At 71.5% G+C, this 15,268-nt stretch carries 15 protein-coding genes; 6 read left to right on the top strand and 9 right to left on the bottom strand.

Annotated features, from left to right (window positions below; translation table 11 throughout):
* Window positions 1-88: 88 nt before the first annotated feature.
* Complete coding sequence (locus tag ACWGL3_RS24940) at window positions 89-445, top strand: hypothetical protein (protein WP_267949429.1); 357 nt, start codon at window positions 89-91, stop codon at window positions 443-445.
* Window positions 446-473: 28 nt separating this feature from the next.
* On the opposite strand, the gene ACWGL3_RS24935 is transcribed toward ACWGL3_RS24940, so the two are convergent.
* Together ACWGL3_RS24935 and ACWGL3_RS24930 are read right to left on the bottom strand one after the other, a co-directional pair.
* Window positions 474-836 (bottom strand): GntR family transcriptional regulator, encoded by a 363-nt coding sequence (locus tag ACWGL3_RS24935; RefSeq protein WP_267949428.1) that lies wholly within the window; start codon window positions 834-836, stop codon window positions 474-476.
* Window positions 837-948: 112 nt separating this feature from the next.
* The gene (locus ACWGL3_RS24930; protein ID WP_267949427.1) at window positions 949-1,335 is read right to left on the bottom strand and encodes a hypothetical protein; all 387 of its coding nucleotides are present in this window, start codon (window positions 1,333-1,335) and stop codon (window positions 949-951) included.
* Between the two features lie 144 nt (window positions 1,336-1,479).
* Here ACWGL3_RS24930 and ACWGL3_RS24925 point away from each other — a divergent pair, with 144 nt between their 5' ends.
* The gene (locus tag ACWGL3_RS24925; protein ID WP_267949426.1) at window positions 1,480-2,079 is read left to right on the top strand and encodes a TetR/AcrR family transcriptional regulator; all 600 of its coding nucleotides are present in this window, start codon (window positions 1,480-1,482) and stop codon (window positions 2,077-2,079) included.
* Window positions 2,080-2,214: 135 nt separating this feature from the next.
* Window positions 2,215-2,994, top strand: coding sequence for a sporulation protein (locus ACWGL3_RS24920; RefSeq protein WP_267949425.1), 780 nt, complete (start codon window positions 2,215-2,217; stop codon window positions 2,992-2,994).
* A gap of 110 nt (window positions 2,995-3,104) precedes the next feature.
* Here ACWGL3_RS24920 and ACWGL3_RS24915 read toward each other — a convergent pair whose 3' ends face one another.
* A complete protein-coding gene (locus ACWGL3_RS24915) occupies window positions 3,105-4,913 on the bottom strand; it encodes an ABC transporter ATP-binding protein (RefSeq protein WP_267949424.1) in 1,809 nt (602 codons plus the stop codon).
* Window positions 4,914-5,015: 102 nt separating this feature from the next.
* A complete protein-coding gene (locus tag ACWGL3_RS24910; protein WP_267949423.1) occupies window positions 5,016-6,029 on the bottom strand; it encodes an ABC transporter permease in 1,014 nt (337 codons plus the stop codon).
* A 369-nt stretch (window positions 6,030-6,398) separates the two neighbouring features.
* On the opposite strand from ACWGL3_RS24910, the gene ACWGL3_RS24905 reads away from it, so the two are divergent.
* Entirely contained in the window at window positions 6,399-6,743 is a 345-nt protein-coding gene (locus ACWGL3_RS24905) for a hypothetical protein (protein ID WP_267949422.1), read from the top strand.
* A 1,044-nt stretch (window positions 6,744-7,787) separates the two neighbouring features.
* Here the strand turns inward: ACWGL3_RS24905 and ACWGL3_RS24900 are convergent.
* Complete coding sequence (locus ACWGL3_RS24900) at window positions 7,788-8,090, bottom strand: hypothetical protein (RefSeq protein ID WP_267949421.1); 303 nt, start codon at window positions 8,088-8,090, stop codon at window positions 7,788-7,790.
* 8 nt (window positions 8,091-8,098) lie between these two features.
* The gene (locus ACWGL3_RS24895; RefSeq protein ID WP_267949420.1) at window positions 8,099-8,275 is read right to left on the bottom strand and encodes a hypothetical protein; all 177 of its coding nucleotides are present in this window, start codon (window positions 8,273-8,275) and stop codon (window positions 8,099-8,101) included.
* A gap of 239 nt (window positions 8,276-8,514) precedes the next feature.
* Here ACWGL3_RS24895 and ACWGL3_RS24890 point away from each other — a divergent pair, with 239 nt between their 5' ends.
* Complete coding sequence (locus tag ACWGL3_RS24890) at window positions 8,515-8,823, top strand: HNH endonuclease (protein WP_267949419.1); 309 nt, start codon at window positions 8,515-8,517, stop codon at window positions 8,821-8,823.
* Window positions 8,824-9,005: 182 nt separating this feature from the next.
* On the opposite strand, the gene ACWGL3_RS24885 is transcribed toward ACWGL3_RS24890, so the two are convergent.
* Both ACWGL3_RS24885 and ACWGL3_RS24880 read right to left on the bottom strand, forming a co-directional pair.
* Entirely contained in the window at window positions 9,006-10,817 is a 1,812-nt protein-coding gene (locus ACWGL3_RS24885) for an ABC transporter substrate-binding protein (protein WP_452461846.1), read from the bottom strand.
* Window positions 10,818-10,899: 82 nt separating this feature from the next.
* Window positions 10,900-11,925, bottom strand: a complete 1,026-nt coding sequence (locus ACWGL3_RS24880) for an ABC transporter permease (RefSeq protein ID WP_267949417.1) — start codon at window positions 11,923-11,925, stop codon at window positions 10,900-10,902.
* A gap of 293 nt (window positions 11,926-12,218) precedes the next feature.
* On the opposite strand from ACWGL3_RS24880, the gene ACWGL3_RS24875 reads away from it, so the two are divergent.
* Complete coding sequence (locus ACWGL3_RS24875) at window positions 12,219-12,935, top strand: nucleotidyltransferase domain-containing protein (protein ID WP_267949416.1); 717 nt, start codon at window positions 12,219-12,221, stop codon at window positions 12,933-12,935.
* A 255-nt stretch (window positions 12,936-13,190) separates the two neighbouring features.
* Here the strand turns inward: ACWGL3_RS24875 and ACWGL3_RS24870 are convergent, their stop codons facing one another.
* Window positions 13,191-14,813: an ABC-F family ATP-binding cassette domain-containing protein gene (locus tag ACWGL3_RS24870; protein WP_267950344.1), complete on the bottom strand. Its 1,623-nt coding sequence runs from the start codon at window positions 14,811-14,813 to the stop codon at window positions 13,191-13,193.
* Between the last annotated feature and the right edge of the window lie 455 nt (window positions 14,814-15,268).

The raw sequence follows: 15,268 nt of genomic DNA, 5'->3' as shown, positions 1-15,268 counted from the left end.
CCGTTCGCGTGTCCGGCCTCAGGGATCTCCCCCATTCGCCCCTGGTATGGGGCCCGCGGCCCCGACAGGCGGCCCCCGCGGTGGCACGATGGCGCACATGACGAGCAACCCCCACCGCAGCGACGAGATCGCCGCGGCCCTCAAAGCGAGCCGCGAACTCGGACCCGAGTACGACGAGGCCCTGGCCGCCTCCCTGGTCGAACGCATCGACGACACCATCGAGGACCGGGTCCGCCACCACGTGGCGCGCCAGACCTCCGGAGCCTCCGCCCGGGCCGGGATGCCCTCCAACACCGTGCGCTTCGTGCTCTCGGTGGTGTGCCTGGGCGTCAGCATCCCCCTCAGCGCCGTCGCCGCGACCCTGGGGTCCCCGGGAATGCTGCCGTTCGTGTGGCTGGGCCTGATCGCCTTCTACGTGGTCTCCGTGGTCGGCCTGCGCCGCTGAGGACGCGCGTCCGCTCCGCGCCGGGACCTCAGCGCCTCAGCGCCGCGCGCAGGATCTCCACCGCCTCGTCGTGGTCCAGGCCCACGCGCGAGATCACCTCGGCGTAGTCGCGCGCGGCCGCCAGCGCCTCCGCGCGCTGGTCGTCGCCGCCCGCGGCGACGAAGGTCCCCGAACGCCCGCGGGTCTCGACCACCCCCGCCTGCTCCAGCTCCCGGTACGCCCGCGCGACCGTGTTCACCGCCACCGAGAGCTCGCCCGCCAGGGCGCGCACCGTCGGCAGCCGGTAGCCGACCGCGAGCTCGCCGTTGGCGGCCGCGATCGCCACGATCGACCTGATCTGCTCGTAGGGCGGTACCTTCGACGTCGGATCTATGCGGATGAAATCCGCCATCTCCTACTGCGCTCCCCACGGTCGCCTGCTGCGGTGTCCGGTCCCCGGAGGGACCGAACACCAAACTACCGTGCGCGCCCCGGCCGCCGGCGGCGAACCGGGGGAACCGGCCTCATCCCGGAAGGCGCGGCACCCGCTGGATCCCGTGCATCCGGTGGGCCTCCCGGGCGGTGAGCAGCGTCTCCGCCGTCTGCGTCGCCTCGCGCACCTGCGGCCGGGCCAACCCCTTACGGCGGTGGATCCGGTCCTGGTACCCCTTGAGCCCCACCAGTGTCCGCTCCTTGGCGTAGGCGGCCCTCATGGCCTCGGTGAGCGCCTCGTCCAGCGCCACGCCCCGCTCGTGGACCTCGACCACGGAGGCCCCCGAGCCCCTCACCGCGTCCAGGGCCTCCTGCGCCTCGGCCACTCCCCGCAGGAGCTCGGGCAGGCGCGCGGCCCGCTCCCGGTCGGCCTCCAGGCTCTCGCGCGCCTGTGTCGTGCTCTGCTTGGCAAGTCCCATGTGTGCGCTCCGTACCCGCGTACCGTCGGTCGAGGCCACTCTAGAGGTGACGAAGATCATCCGACGACCCGGGCCGCGCGTCGGTGGTGGCCCCCGTCCCCGGGATCTGCCACCTTGGCGTCCCACACCCCCGAGAGGAACACCGTGAGCAGGAACTACGCCGGACTCAGCCGCGAGCGCATCATCGTCGAGGCGCTCCACATCATCTCCGGGCGCGGGTTGGGCGGCCTGTCGATGCGCCGGCTGGGCGACGCCCTGGAGGTGGAGGCCATGGCCATCTACCACCACTTCCCCCTGGGCAAGGAACAGCTGTTCAACGCCATCGCCGCCTACGTGGCCTCGCCCTCCCCCAGCGGAACCGCCCCCGCGGACGGGGAGGACGGCGCCGAGGAGACGGAGGAGGAGGCCGTCGACACCCGGCCCTGGGACGTCCGCCTGACCGACTGGGCCGACACCCACCGCGCGCGCATGCTCGCCTACTCCGGCGCGCTCTCCCTGCTGGTGCACCGCGCCCCGCACACCCCCGACAGCGACGCCACCCGCGCCCTCATGCACCGCGCCTTCACCGACGCCGGCCTGACCGGCGAGGACGTGGTCCGCGCCGCCGACGCCCTCCACTCCTACTGCGTCGGCGCGGTCGTCCACCAGGTCCGCCACGCCGACGACGAGGACGCCCCCGACGAGGCCGAGGCCGAGGCCCGCTTCCACCTCGGGCTGCGCGCCCTCCTGCGGGGCCTCACCTGAGCCGAACAGGACACACACGGTGACCGGGAACCCCGGACGCCTCCCCCGCGTCTCTTCCCCGGGTGCCGAAACCCGTTCCCCTCATCTGCACGCCGCCCGGCCACGGCACCACCGGCGCGGCACGGAGATCACGCCATGGTCCTCAAACGCCTGCTCGCCGGAATCGGATTCGGCGGAGCCTCCGTCGAAACCGTCCTGGACTCCGCCGGAACCCAACCGGGCGGCGTCCTGCGGGGCGTCGTCCACGTCGAGGCGGGAAGCGTCGAGCAGAGGGTCGAACGGCTCACCGTCGGCCTCCAGGCCCGGGTCGAGACCGAGGTCGGCGACCACGAGGTCAACAGCGACATGGAGTTCCACCGGGTCAGCCTGGGCGAGGGCACCGTGCTGGCGCCCGGGCAGCGCTTCCAGGTGCCCTTCGAGCTCCCCGTCCCCTGGGAGACGCCCATCACCGTCCACCAGGGCCGCCACCTGCACCGGATGCACGTCGGGGTGAACACCCGGCTGCACGTGGCGGGCGCCGTGGACCCCGGCGACCTCGACCCCGTGGCCATCGCCCCGCTCCCCTCCCAGGCGGCGGTCCTCGACTCGCTGGTCGGCCTCGGGTTCGCCTTCAAGCAGGCGGACCTCGAACGGGGGCGCATCCCCCACACCCGCCAGAGGCTCCCCTTCTACCAGGAGATCGAGTTCCGGGCGCCGAGCCGCTATCGGGGGCTGAACGAGCTCGAACTGTCCCTGGTCACCGACGGGCAGGGGTTCGACGCGGTGCTGGAGCTGGACAAGAAGCCCGGCCTGCTCTTCTCCGAGGGCCGCGACAGCTTCCACCGCTTCAGCGCCGACCACGCCCCCGGACGCGACTGGAGGGACCACCTGCACCAGTGGATCGACTCCCTGGCGGGCAGGCGCAGACTGCTCTGAGCGGCGGGGGCCGGGAGCGCGTCCGCCCGGCCCCGCCGGGGCGGCCCCCGGAGCGACTGCGGCGCGGGAGGGCCCGGGGCGGTCGGCGGGGGCCTCCCTCCGCGGAGGGCTCAGGCGTCCGCCGCCCGCTGCCGGACGCGCTCCGCCCGCAGGCGGCGGGCCTCCTCCGGGTCCAGCACGGGCGCCGCCGTGAGCAGCTGGCGCGTGTACTCGCTCCGCGGATCCCCGTAGATGCCGTCGCTGGTCCCCAGCTCCACGATCTCCCCCTTGCGCATGACGGCGACGCGGTCGCTGACCTGGCGCACCACCGCCAGGTCGTGCGCCACGAAGATGTACGTCAGACCGAAGTCGTCCTGCAGCTCCGACAGCAACCGCAGAACCTGGTCCTGCGTGGACACGTCCAGCGCCGAGACCGGCTCGTCGCAGATGATCAGCTTCGGCTTGAGGATCAGCGCCCGCGCGATCGCGATCCGCTGGCGCTGACCGCCCGAGAACGCGTGCGGGAACCGGTTGTAGTGGTTGGGCTCCAGCCCCACCCGCTCCAACAGCTCCTGCACCTGCCGGCGCACCTTCCTGCCGTCCTTCTCCCCCTGCACCCGCAGCGCCGTACCGATCGCGTCCCCCACCGTCAGACGCGGATTCAACGACGAGTACGGATTCTGGAACACCATCTGCACATCACGGCGCAGCGGACGCAGCGCCCGCTCCGACATGTGCGTGATGTCGCGCCCCTCGAACTCCACCCGGCCCCGGGTGGGCTCCAGAAGACGCATCACCATCCGCGACAACGTGCTCTTACCCGACCCCGACTCGCCCACGATCCCCAGGGTCTCCCCCTGGTGCAGATCGAAGGACACACCCTTGACCGCCCAGAAGTCCGTGGAGCGGCCCCAGAGCCCTCCCCTCACCCTGAAGCTCTGCGACACCTCCTCCACCCGCAGCAGGACCTCGCCCCGCTCCGGCCCCCGGGCCGGGGCGAACGCGTCGAAGGACTCCTCCCCGCCCTCCCCCGCCGCCGTCGCCCCCGACGGCTGCCTGCGCTGCTCGGCGCGCGCCTTCGCGGCCCGGTCGGAGCGGTCGCGCACCCGCCGCTGGGCGCGGGAGACCTCCACGCGCGGCACCGCGTCCAGCAGCTCCTGCGTGTAGGGGTGTTCGGGTGCGGACAGGACCCGGCGCACGTCGCCGCGCTCCACGGCCACGCCGTGGCGCATGACCACGACCTCGTCCACCGAACCCGCGACCACGGCCAGGTCGTGGGAGACCAGGATCAGGCCCATGTTCAGGTCGCGGCGCAACTCGTCCAGCAGGTCCAGGATCTGCGCCTGCACCGTCACGTCCAGGGCCGTGGTCGGCTCGTCCGCCAGCAGCACCTTGGGATCGCACATCAGCCCCATCGCGATCAGGACGCGCTGGCGCATGCCCCCCGAGAACTCGTGCGGGTAGGAGTTGATCCGCTTGCGCGCCTGCGGGATGCCCACCCGGTCCAGCGACTCCACGGCACGGTCGCGCGCCTGCGCACGCGACACCTGCGGCCGGTGCACGCGCAGCGCCTCCACCAGCTGGTTGCCGATCGTGTACTGCGGGTGCAGCGACTGCATCGGGTCCTGGAACACCATCGCGATGTCGTTGCCGCGCATCCGCCGCAACTGCTTGTCCGACGCCGACACCACGTCCTTGCCCACCACCTCGATGGAACCGCTGATCCGCGCCCGGCTGCCCCGGTGCAGGCCCATCAGCGCCAGCGACGTCACACTCTTGCCCGAGCCGGACTCGCCCACGATGCCGAGCCCACCTCCCGCGGGCAGCTCGAACGACAACCCGTCCACCGCCCGGACCTCGCCGTCCATGGTCGGGAACACCACCCGCAGGTCGTCCACCCGGACGACGGCCTCGGCGGAGGACGGTGCGGACTCACTCATAGGGGACGCCTCTACTCTCTCGGTCCGGCGGGTCTGTGGACTGCTCCTCGGCGGGCGCCCGGTCGCGCCCGGCGCAGGGCGGCGCGTCCCGCGCGTCCGGCACTAGCCGTGGATGCGCACGCGCGGGTCGATCAGCGGGTACACCAGGTCGACGATCAGGTTGCAGACGACGATGAAGAACGCCCCGAACAGGGTCACCCCCAGAATCACCGGCAGGTCGCTCTGCGTGATCGCGTTGACGGCGTACCGGCCGATCCCGTTCAGCGAGAACACCTGCTCCGTCAGGACCGCGCCGCCCAGCACCAGGCCCAGGTCCAGGCCGAAGATCGTCACGATGGGGGTCAGGGTCGGGCGCAGCGCGTGCTTGAGCACCACCTTCCCCTCGCTCAGCCCCTTGGCGCGGGCGGTGCGGATGTAGTCCTCGCCCAGGGTCTCCAGCATCCCCGCGCGGGTCTGCCGCGCGTACATGGCGGCGTGCAGGAACGCCAGCGTCACCCAGGGCAGGAACAGGCCCTCCGCCCACCCCAGCGGGTCCTCGGTGAAGGGCACGTAGCCCGGCGTGGCGAACAGGCCCCACGCGTGCACGAGGAAGGCCAGCGCCAGCAGGCCGGTGAAGAAGATGGGCAGCGACACCCCCGCCAGGGCGACGGCCATCGCCAGGCGGTCGAACAGGCTGCCCTTCCACACCGCCGACACCACCCCGACCAGGATCCCGCCGACCAGCCAGATGACGCCCGCGCCCAGAGCCAGCGACGCCGTCACCGGCAGGCGGGCCACGATCTCGGGGAACACCTCCTGGTAGCTCTGGAAGGAGTAGCCGAAGCACGGCGCCGAGCACTCGATGGTGTCGCGGCCGAACCGGTACTCGGCGCCGAAGAAGATCCCCCGGACGAACTCCCCGAACTGCACGAACACGGGCTCGTCCAGTCCCAGCCGCTCGATGGTGGCCTGGATCGCCTCGGGGGTCGGAGCGCGGCCCACGTACATGGTCGCCAGCTGCTCGGTGGTCCGTCCCGCCCACCGGGGCACCACGTAGAAGATGGCGAAGGTGACCAGGGTGACCACGGCCAGCAGCAGGAGGCCGGCGCCCAGACGGCGCAGGATGTAGGTCAGCAACGCGCGTGCTCTCCGTTCAGGGGCTCGGACGGGGCAGGTCGCGGCGGGCCGCCGGGACCACGGTGACCGCCCAGGACGCACCCGCACCGGCAACAGTAACCGAGAGTGTTCGATTGATCACGCTCATCCGTGCCGGTGTGTGCCCGGCCCCGGGGAGCCCTCCGCGGCCACGGCAGCACCGGAGCTGGACGAGAACAGGCCCCCCGATCACCCGGAGTTGACCACGTCCGGCCCTTCCCCGTGCTAGTTCTGTTTCCAGGGATGCGCCACCGCCCGGGCCACGGCCCCGGCGTCGGAGCGCACAGGTCGTACGGCGCGCGGGGCGAGAGCACGGCGCGCCCGGGAGACACCGTTTCGAGGAGGACGTCCATGCCGAACCTGTTCAGCGCGTCGGACCGCGCGAGGGTCGCCCGGAGCGTGGCGGACGCCCACGGCGTGGACTACCCGGAGGCGATGCGCATGGTGCAGGACGCGCTCTCGGGCCGGGGGGACCCGGAGCACGACCGGCTGGTGGCGCCGTTCCTGTGGGGGCTGCTCGGACCGGCGGCGGAGAGGCTCCACCGGACCCGCGCGGACGCGCAGGAGGCGCTGGCGGCCTCGGCGGCCGTGCCCCGGGAGGTCGCCCTGTCACGGTGGGCGGGGGCGGTGTTCGGCGAGCACCCGGACCTGGCGCGCCTGGACCGGCAGCTGGAGCACTTCTACGGCGACGCCTGAGGACGGGCCCGGGCCGCCGGTCCGGTGTCAGGGGAACGGGACCCCGTGGAGTTCGTCCAGGCGGCGCAGCCGGGCGCGCAGCTCACGCGCCGGCCGGTTCCGCATGGCGTGGGCCAGGAGGTCGAGAAAGTCCTTGGCCCTCAGCGGATGCCTGATTCACACAAGTCACTTAGGACTCAGGAAGCGCGGCTACCACCACGGAGTTGTTCGCAGGGTGTTAGGTGCTTCGCAGGAGCCAAGGATCGGCATGATGCACGCCCGAAACGCACGGCTGCTTGAGGAAGACGTCGGATACCCCTCCGTCCATACGGTGCCACCCTCTATCCGAGCAGTCCTGAAATCGTCATATCGCCGGTCACCGTCCAGGTCGACTTCGAAGCGAAGGTGCGTACCAGCAACACCGTTTTGAACGCGAGCCCACCCGTACCGAACACCATTACTGTGCACGCCGGTACGAATCTGGAGCCTGGTGCTTCCGTGTGCCACGGTCACGGGGGTCTGCTGGGAGGTGGTCGACGTCATGTGCTCTCGTCCAAGCCAGGGGGGGATTTTAGCTGCGTTGCTCTCAGTGATCTCAGTAGTTTGAAGGGATTGAGGGGTGGCAGCGGCGAGGCTAGGTGCCGCCATACCTGTGGTCATCAGAACAGCTGCGGCAACAGCGACGAGGCTCTTCTTGATCGCGCCCATGAGTCTCCTCGAAGAGAAACTTCACACCAAATGGTGTGTTGGAAGAATTCTTACAAAGTCGACTTTGGCTCGGTGTCCTCTGTCGGTCCGCTGAATCTGGCCACATGGAGGACTGCCTGCCGCCTCGCTCTCCGGTGTAAGGCCACCAGTTTCCGTCCAGCGTGCGGGGACTGGCCACAGCCTTCGACCACAGCCGAAACGCCCAGGTAGCGACAATGCGATCGATCATCGACCCAGTTCAGACCCACCCGGCAGGAAGCCTCCACCCCGTGATGCGTCCCCGACTGTCGGGCGCCCCAACGTCCCGCCCCTGTCTCCGTGTCCCTGAGGGGAGGCACGTCGGGACGGCGCGGGCGACTACTTCCCCGCCGGGTCCCGCTTCTTGCCGACCGACGGGTCCATGATCAGCGCACCGAAGGCCAGCACGGCGCCCGGGACAATCGACCCCCACACAAGCAGAGTTCGGTTCGACCAAGCGGCCGCACACTCCGGGCCTCCGAGGTAGCTGCTCTCTCGATCGAACACTTTCCCGCACTCGCCTATGGCCAGGGGCCCGGACTGGGCGGGGGCGATGGGCTCGATGGGTCGGAGCCCCGCGACGACACCGGTCACCACGAGGGCGACGCCGACCAGGATGAACAGCTTCGTGGAGTGCCGCATGGCGGCCCTCACCGGTAGTAGGTCTTCGTGACGCGCCTCTTCGGCACGATCACCCGGAAGATCCACCACGGGATCCAGATCATCAGCCAGGCGCCGCAGGAGAAGATCGTCAGCAGCAGGTGCGTCGAGTTCTCCAGCCCGCCGAGCCCGCGCCGCTTCTCCACGCTCTTGGAGTACCGGGGCATCGGCGGAGGCGGAGGAAGCTGCTGAGGCGGCGGCGGATAGTACGGCTGTTGGTGGTGCGGCTGCTGATGATGGCCATAGGGGTCCTGGCCCGGGGGCGGGGGGTACGACACAGGCGTCTCCGAAGGCAGCGCAGGGATATGCCGCCACAGTAGACGGGCGCCACGACCCCCTCAGGACGTTTGGCCACAGGCGGACACCAGGGCAACCGCCCATCACCTGGGGCGTCTGGAGGTGCCCGTTGTCCGGAGGGTGGAGGGGCAGCAACCGCAGGGCCGAACTGCCCTCCGACTGGTACAGCCGCGGGCGCCCGCGCATCCTGCGCCGCGACCGTCACGTCTGCCAGTGGCGAATGGCTGTCGGGGGAATCTGCGGTGAGCCCGCAAACCAGGTCGACCACATCGGCGACTGCCACGACCACCGCTACGAGAACCTCCAAGCGCTGTGCGAACGACACCACAAGCACAAGAGCGCGGCCAAGGGCAACGTCTCTCATCGGCCGCTCCCGAACCACTTCCGCAGGCCTGAACGCCACCCCGAAACCTCATAGTCAGCTGAACTGGCAAAACAGGTGATACCCCCTCTCCCGCACCACGGTGTGGACCCCGCCCGGTGGGGGTTCCGGTGGAGCCCACGCGTGTGATGGATCCGGGTGCGGCACGAGGTGCGAAGACAGGCGTCGCGGGTCGGAAGGCCCCTCCCCCGACCCGCGAGGCGTCCTGCCCGCCGCCCCTACTCCCGGGTGGTGCCCAAAGCCATGTAGTCGTACATGGAGTAGCCCGCGTGGTAGTAGACGTTGGTCAGGTGCGGCGGCCGGTACAGGACGGTCCGCTCGAACACGGCCGGGACGATCACGGCCTGCTGCATGGCCCGCTCGTCGATCCGCGTGTAGATCGACGCGCGCTCCTCCTGGTCGTCGACGGTGACCACCTCGTCGAACCAGTCGTTGATCCGGCTGTCGTCCAGCTCCGAGATGTTGGTGTTGCCCGCGTCCTGGATGGCGTCGCCGTCCAGCACCTTGCTCATGAACCCGTAGCCGCTGGGCCAGTCCGGCGCCCACCCGTACACGGTCAGGCCGAGGTCGTTCTCGTGCACGAAGTCCGGGGACCCGGCCTGGGTGTTGGTGTAGCTGTCCGACGGGTACTGCTTGATCTCCACGTCGATTCCCACACGGGCCAGGGCCTGCTGGAGGGCCTCGGCCGTGCTCACGTCGGTGGGCCGGTCCGCGCGGGCGCCGATCGCCGTGGAGAACCCGTCGGGCTCACCGCACTCCTCCAGCTTCTCGCGGGCCTTGTCCAGGTCCCCCTTGTCGTCCTGGGACGGGTACAGGTCGATGCTCGGATCGGCGCCCGGGAGCGCGGCGGGCATCAGCTGCGTCGCGATGTCGCCGCCGGTGTCGCCGCCCCACGCCCGCTGGAGGGCGTCGCGGTCCGCGGCGAACATGACCGCCTCCCGGCAGGCGGGGTCGTCCAGGGGCTCGATGACGGTGTTGATGTTGACGTAGCGCAGCGTGTTGGTCTGCGGGTTGTCGACGCTGTGCCGCTGGGTGTCGTCGGTGATCAGCGTGCCCTTCATGGCAGGGCCTACCCCCGCGCCGGCGAGGTCGACGTCGACCTCGCCGTTGACCAGGCGCTGGTCGATCTCGTTCTGGTCGACCCCGAGCTGGACCTCGATCCGGTCGGGCAGGGCCTTGCGGGTCGGGTCCGTGGCCGCGTCCCACTGGTCGTTGCGCACCAGGTTCAGGGAGACGCCGGGGCGGTAGTCGCCGTCGAACTTGTAGGGCCCGGACGACATGACGTGGCTCTGGTACTGCTCGCCCCGGTCGGCCTCGGCCGGGACCGGAGCCGTCTGGGGCTGCACGAGGACGTACGGGAACTCGGAGAAGCTCGTGTTCAGGTGGAAGACGAGGGTGTGGTCGTCCGGGGTCTCGATGCCGTCGAACCCGGCCAGGGGGTCGGCCTCGTCCGCGTAGGGCCCCTCGTAGTCGTCGCTGTCGGCGAGCAGCTCCTGGAAGTACTTGGGCCCGTTGGGCAGCGCCTGGTCGCCGAAGTTGCTGCGCGCGATGGCGTACTTGACGTCCTCGGCGGTGATCTCGGACCCGTCCTCGTACTTGAGGCCGGGCTTGAGCCTGACGGTCCACTCGGTGGAGTCCTCGTTGCCCTGCGGCATCCCCTCCGCCAGGTCGGGCTGGAGCTCGGTACCGCCCTCCCCCGGCGCCTCGGTGTAGGTGAGCAGGGTGCGCGCGTAGTAGCGGGTGAAGTTCCAGCTGAACGCGTAGTAGGTGTTGCCGGGGTCGGGCGAGTCGAAGTCCGAGGAGATGGCGTACCTCAGGGTGCCGCCGGTCTGGTCGGAGGGGTTGACGATCTCCGTCTCCCCCTGGTTGAACTCCGCGTCGGCCGCGCCTCCCCCACCCCCGCCGCGGCCGTCCCCGCAGGCGCTCAGCAGCAGTGCCACGGCCGCCGCCGCAGCCGTGCACGCGGTGGCCAGGCCGCTCCCGCGGCGCCGCCTGGACGGCCCCGCGTGTGTGAAGTGATGGGTACTCACCTTGCCTCCTGGTCGGATTCGATGGTGGGACCGCGCCCCGCACGGTCCGGTGAACGGTCCGGCCCGGGCCGGACCCGGTGCGTCAGTCGGAGGAGCGGGGGTCGAACGCGTCGCGCAACCCGTCCCCGAAGAGGTTGAAGGCCAGGACGGTGACGAAGATGGCCAGGCCCGGGATGATCACGAAGTGCGGCGAGGTCGTGTAGAAGCGCAGGGCGCCCTCCAGCATCCCGCCCCAGGTGGCGGTGGGCGGGTTGATGCCCACCCCCAGGAAGCTCAGGGCCGCCTCGAAGAGGATGTTCGTGGGGATGAGCAGGGTGGAGTAGACGAGGATCGGCGTGACCAGGTTGGGCAGGATCTCGCGGAAGACGATGTGCGCGCTGCCCGCGCCGAGGCTGCGCGAGGCCTCCACGAACTCGCGCTCCTTGAGGGTGAGGGTCTGTCCGCGCACGATGCGGCCGATGTAGGGCCAGTTGAAGAACCCGATGATGAACACCAGTACGCCGATGCGCAGGTTGTTGCCGGAGAGGCCGAAGGCACCGTCGGGGATGACCCCGACGAGGGCGATGGCGAACAGCAGCAGCGGGAAGGCCAGGAAGATGTCCATGGCCCGGCTGATGACGGTGTCGATCCAGCCGCCGAAGTACCCGGCCACGATGCCGAGGACGGTGCCGATGAGGACGCACACCACGGTGGCGACGGTGGCGACCAGCAGGGAGGTGCGCGCGCCGTAGACGATACGGCTGAACAGGTCGCGTCCGTTGACGGGTTCGACGCCCAGGAGGTGCTGGGCGCTGATGCCGCCCCACGGGTCGAGCCCCTGGGCGGGGTCGTCGGGGTCGCGCAGGACCCCACCGGTGAGCGGGTCGACCAGGTCCTGGTCGAACTGGTTGGGCGGGTGGCCGAACCAGGCGGTGAGGAGGGGCGCGAACAGGGCCACGAGGATGAGGAGGACGACGATGATCCCGCCGGCCATGCCGACCTTGTCCCTACGGAACCTCTGCCAGGCGATCTGGCGCAGGGACCTGTTCGCCGCGTTCGCCGCGCCCGCGACCACCGCCTCGGGGTCGGCGTGTCGGGACGACTCGGGCACGTCCATCGGCGCGGTCATGTGGCCCTGCCCCCGTCATTACTTTGAGTAGTTGTTTGACTACGCAAAGATCGCACGACTGACATGGGCGTTTCCAGCGTCCGCGCCGGTCGCCGACCGGCATGTCCAGCGCGGAACAGAAGGCAACAAACCGTAATAAATCGGGGCACCGGTCCACCCGGGGGGAACGCAGGCGCAGCAGCGTGTCCCCGGCCGCCCACCCGGGGCTCGCCCCGGGCACTGGGGAACGCAGAAGTCCTCCACACCCGCCCGGCCCGCGCGTGGACCGGCCTCCGGTGCGGTAGGACCACGGAATGAGCAGAGAACGGCCGGCCCCCGTCCCCACGGTCATCGACCTCTCCCGCCGCCTGTTCCCCGAGGCCCTGGCGGTGGTCCTCGGCGGCAGCTCGGCCGCCGGGCGCCTCACCCCGACCTCCGACCTGGACGTGGTCGTGGTGACCCCGCCCAGGCCCGCCCCCTACCGCAGCTCCCTGCACTGGCTCGGCTGGCCGGTCGAGGTCCTGGTCCACGACCCGCAGACCCTGGCCGCCTACTGCGAGGACAACCTGGCCCGGCGCTGGCCGGGGATCCCGCGCCTGCTCGCGGAGGGGGTGGTGGTGACCGACACGGGCGGCCTCGGCGCCGGGTTCCGGGAGCGGATGCGGGCCCGGCTGGCGGCCGGTCCCGCGCCCCTGTCCCCGGCGGAACTCGACGAGCACCGCTTCGTCCTCACCGACCTGCTCGACGACCTCTCCGGGGCGACCGACCCCGGGGAGAGGGCCTTCGTCGCCTGGCGGGCGCTGACCGAGGCCTCACGGCTGGCCCTGGCCGCCGCGCGCCACTGGCAGGGATCCGGCAAGTGGCTGCTGCGCGAGCTCCGCGACCTGGACCCCGGCCTGGCCGACCGGGTCGTGCGGGCCATGGGCGAGCCGGATCGGGCGCACCGAGTCGTCCGCGAGGTGCTCGACCGCACCGGAGGGCCGCTGTGGGCGGGCCACACCGTGGTGTGCCCCCGCCGGCCGGGGCGGTGAACCCGGAGAGGAGCGGAACTGCTTGTGTTCGAGCCACCTTTGTCAGGCTCGAAACCTCTCACCTTTATGTCGTAGATTCGTCCATTTTTCCTGTTTCGCGCCGGTCGCTTCCTCCGCCGCTTTCTCGTACCTCCAGCGCGTTCGGGCGTCGAAGCCGCCCAGAAGTACACGTTCCACCGGCCCACCACGGCGGTGGCGGGGAGGGTTCCGACGGGAACCCCCTCCCACCACACCGGCGACGTGCGCGGCCCGGACCTAGAACCCGGCCTCCGCCCCCGCGGCTCCGCCGTCGACCAGCCGCAACTCGTCCCAGGACCAGTTGCGGCGCAGCCAGCGGTCGTGCGAGGCCACCACCACGGCCCCCGGCGCCGTGCCCAGCGCCTCCTCCAGCTCCTCCGCCAGGGACAGCGACAGGTGGTTGGTCGGCTCGTCCAGCAGCAGCACGTCCGGGGAGTGGCCGACCAGCATCGCGAGCGCGAGCCGTCGGCGCTGCCCCACGCTCAGCTCCCCCACCGGCCGGTCCAGGTCGCGCGGCGCCACCAGGCCCAGGTCCGTCAGGCGCGGAGCGTCGGGCAGCGACGCGTTCAACCCGTCGTAGAGCCCGCGCGGGGTCCGCTGCGGGTCGCGGAACACCACGTCCTGCTCCAGCAGCGCCACCGACACGCCCCTCCGCCACAGCACCTCACCGGACTCCGGCCGCAGCCGGCGCCCCAGGACGTACAGCAGTGTGGACTTGCCTGCCCCGTTCGGGCCCGTCACCAGGAGCCGGCCGTCCGAAGGCACGTCCAGGCGGTCCAGGCGCAACCGCCCCGGCACCACCGCGTTCCGCAGCGTGATCGCGTTCCCGCCGGCCTCCCCGGGGTCACGGGTCAGTGCGGCGCCGAACACCAGCGGCCTCGGCGGCCTGCGCACCTGGTCGCGCTCCAGGTCCTCCAGGCGCCCCCGCGCGTTGCGCACGCGGCGCGACACCTGCTTGTCCACGCGCCCGCCCGAGTAGTCGTACGCCATCTTGGCGTTGTCCCGGGGCGCCCGGTCCGGCGCGACCTGCCGCGACGTGGTGCGCACCGCCTCGCGCAGCCCCTTCAGGTCGTTCTGCTCCCGCTGGTAGCGCTGCTCCCAGCGCTCCCGCTCCACCCTCTTCTCCTCCAGGTAGAACGAGTACGCGCCGCCGTAGTACACGGGCCCCTCCACGGCCGGGTCCAGGTCCAGCAGACCCGTGCAGACCGCGTCCAGGAACACCCGGTCGTGGCTGGCCAGCACCACCACCCCCGGCAGCCCTCTCAGGTACCCCTCCAGGAACTCCAGCGCCCGGTCGTCCAGGTGGTTGGTCGGCTCGTCCAGCAGCAGGGCGCGCGGACGGCGGACCAGCAGCGCGGCCAGGCCCAGGCGGCCTCGCTGACCGCCCGACAGCCGTCCCACCGGACGGCCCGGGGAGACCCCGTCCAGTCCGAGCCCGGCCACCACCAGTTCCGCGCGGCGGTCGGCGTCCCACACCTCCCCGCGCTCGGCGTCGGCCAGCGCCTCCGCGTACGCCGCCAGCAGCCCCGCGTCCTCGGGGGCGCCGTCGAGGGCGGCCGCGGTCTCCGTGAGCCGCCGCTCCACACGCCTGGCGGGCGCCAGGGCCTCCTCCAGGACCTGGGCCAGTGTCGTCTCCGGCCCATAGGGAAGTTCCTGGTACAGGAACCCGGTGTCGTCGGGCCGTTCCACCCTGCCGGCGTCGGGCTCCTCCTCCCCCGACAGCAGGCGCAGCAGGGTGGACTTGCCCGCGCCGTTCTCGCCCACGAGCCCCAGCCTCTGGCCCGGGGCGGCGTCGAGGCCGACACCGTCGAGCACCACGCGGTCGCCGTAGACGCGGGCCAGGTCGCGGGCGCGCAGCAGCGGTGGACCGCCCGTGCCGGGAGCCGCCGGGAGGGGCGGCCGCGGGGTCTTCGCCGACGCGGCCGGTGCGGATGTGGATTCACGGGTCACGGAGTGGGACCGCCCTTCGTCTGGGGGCGGGCCTCGACGCCTGACCGGTGCCGTCCCCTCCCGGTGCGCCTCGAAGGCGGATCCGTGGAGCGGCCCGGGACGACGGACAGGGGTCCGTCGCCGACATCGAGACCGCACCACGGGTCCGCGGGTCCGGGGGACGCCGCGAACGGGAAACAGGGAACGTGGGTCCGCCGTGCGGGACAGCGGGCTCGAGCCCTGGACGGGCGAGCCCCGCGCACGCGGCGGATCGGTCTCGATGTCAGTTCAGCATGTCCCCGCCAGGCTAACCGGACCGGCGCGGAACGCGCAAAGGGTTTTCCGGCGCGGCGCGGCCCCGTCTCCGCCTGCGGGAGGGATGGGGC

It is taken from the genome of Nocardiopsis sp. NPDC055824, assembly GCF_053616335.1.
The sequence above is the reverse complement of the archived record's forward strand: the minus strand, read 5'-3'. Positions and strand labels throughout refer to the sequence as shown.

Excerpts from the sequence above, each read along its gene's own strand:
- ACWGL3_RS24940 (WP_267949429.1), top strand. The coding sequence starts at position 89 with ATGGCGCACATGACGAGCAACCCCCACCGCAGCGACGAGATCGCCGCG.
- ACWGL3_RS24935 (WP_267949428.1), bottom strand. The coding sequence starts at position 836 with ATGGCGGATTTCATCCGCATAGATCCGACGTCGAAGGTACCGCCCTAC.
- ACWGL3_RS24930 (WP_267949427.1), bottom strand. The coding sequence starts at position 1,335 with ATGGGACTTGCCAAGCAGAGCACGACACAGGCGCGCGAGAGCCTGGAG.
- ACWGL3_RS24920 (WP_267949425.1), top strand. The coding sequence starts at position 2,215 with ATGGTCCTCAAACGCCTGCTCGCCGGAATCGGATTCGGCGGAGCCTCC.
- ACWGL3_RS24915 (WP_267949424.1), bottom strand. The coding sequence starts at position 4,913 with ATGAGTGAGTCCGCACCGTCCTCCGCCGAGGCCGTCGTCCGGGTGGAC.
- ACWGL3_RS24905 (WP_267949422.1), top strand. The coding sequence starts at position 6,399 with ATGCCGAACCTGTTCAGCGCGTCGGACCGCGCGAGGGTCGCCCGGAGC.
- ACWGL3_RS24900 (WP_267949421.1), bottom strand. The coding sequence starts at position 8,090 with ATGCGGCACTCCACGAAGCTGTTCATCCTGGTCGGCGTCGCCCTCGTG.
- ACWGL3_RS24895 (WP_267949420.1), bottom strand. The coding sequence starts at position 8,275 with ATGCCCCGGTACTCCAAGAGCGTGGAGAAGCGGCGCGGGCTCGGCGGG.
- ACWGL3_RS24880 (WP_267949417.1), bottom strand. The coding sequence starts at position 11,925 with ATGACCGCGCCGATGGACGTGCCCGAGTCGTCCCGACACGCCGACCCC.
- ACWGL3_RS24875 (WP_267949416.1), top strand. The coding sequence starts at position 12,219 with ATGAGCAGAGAACGGCCGGCCCCCGTCCCCACGGTCATCGACCTCTCC.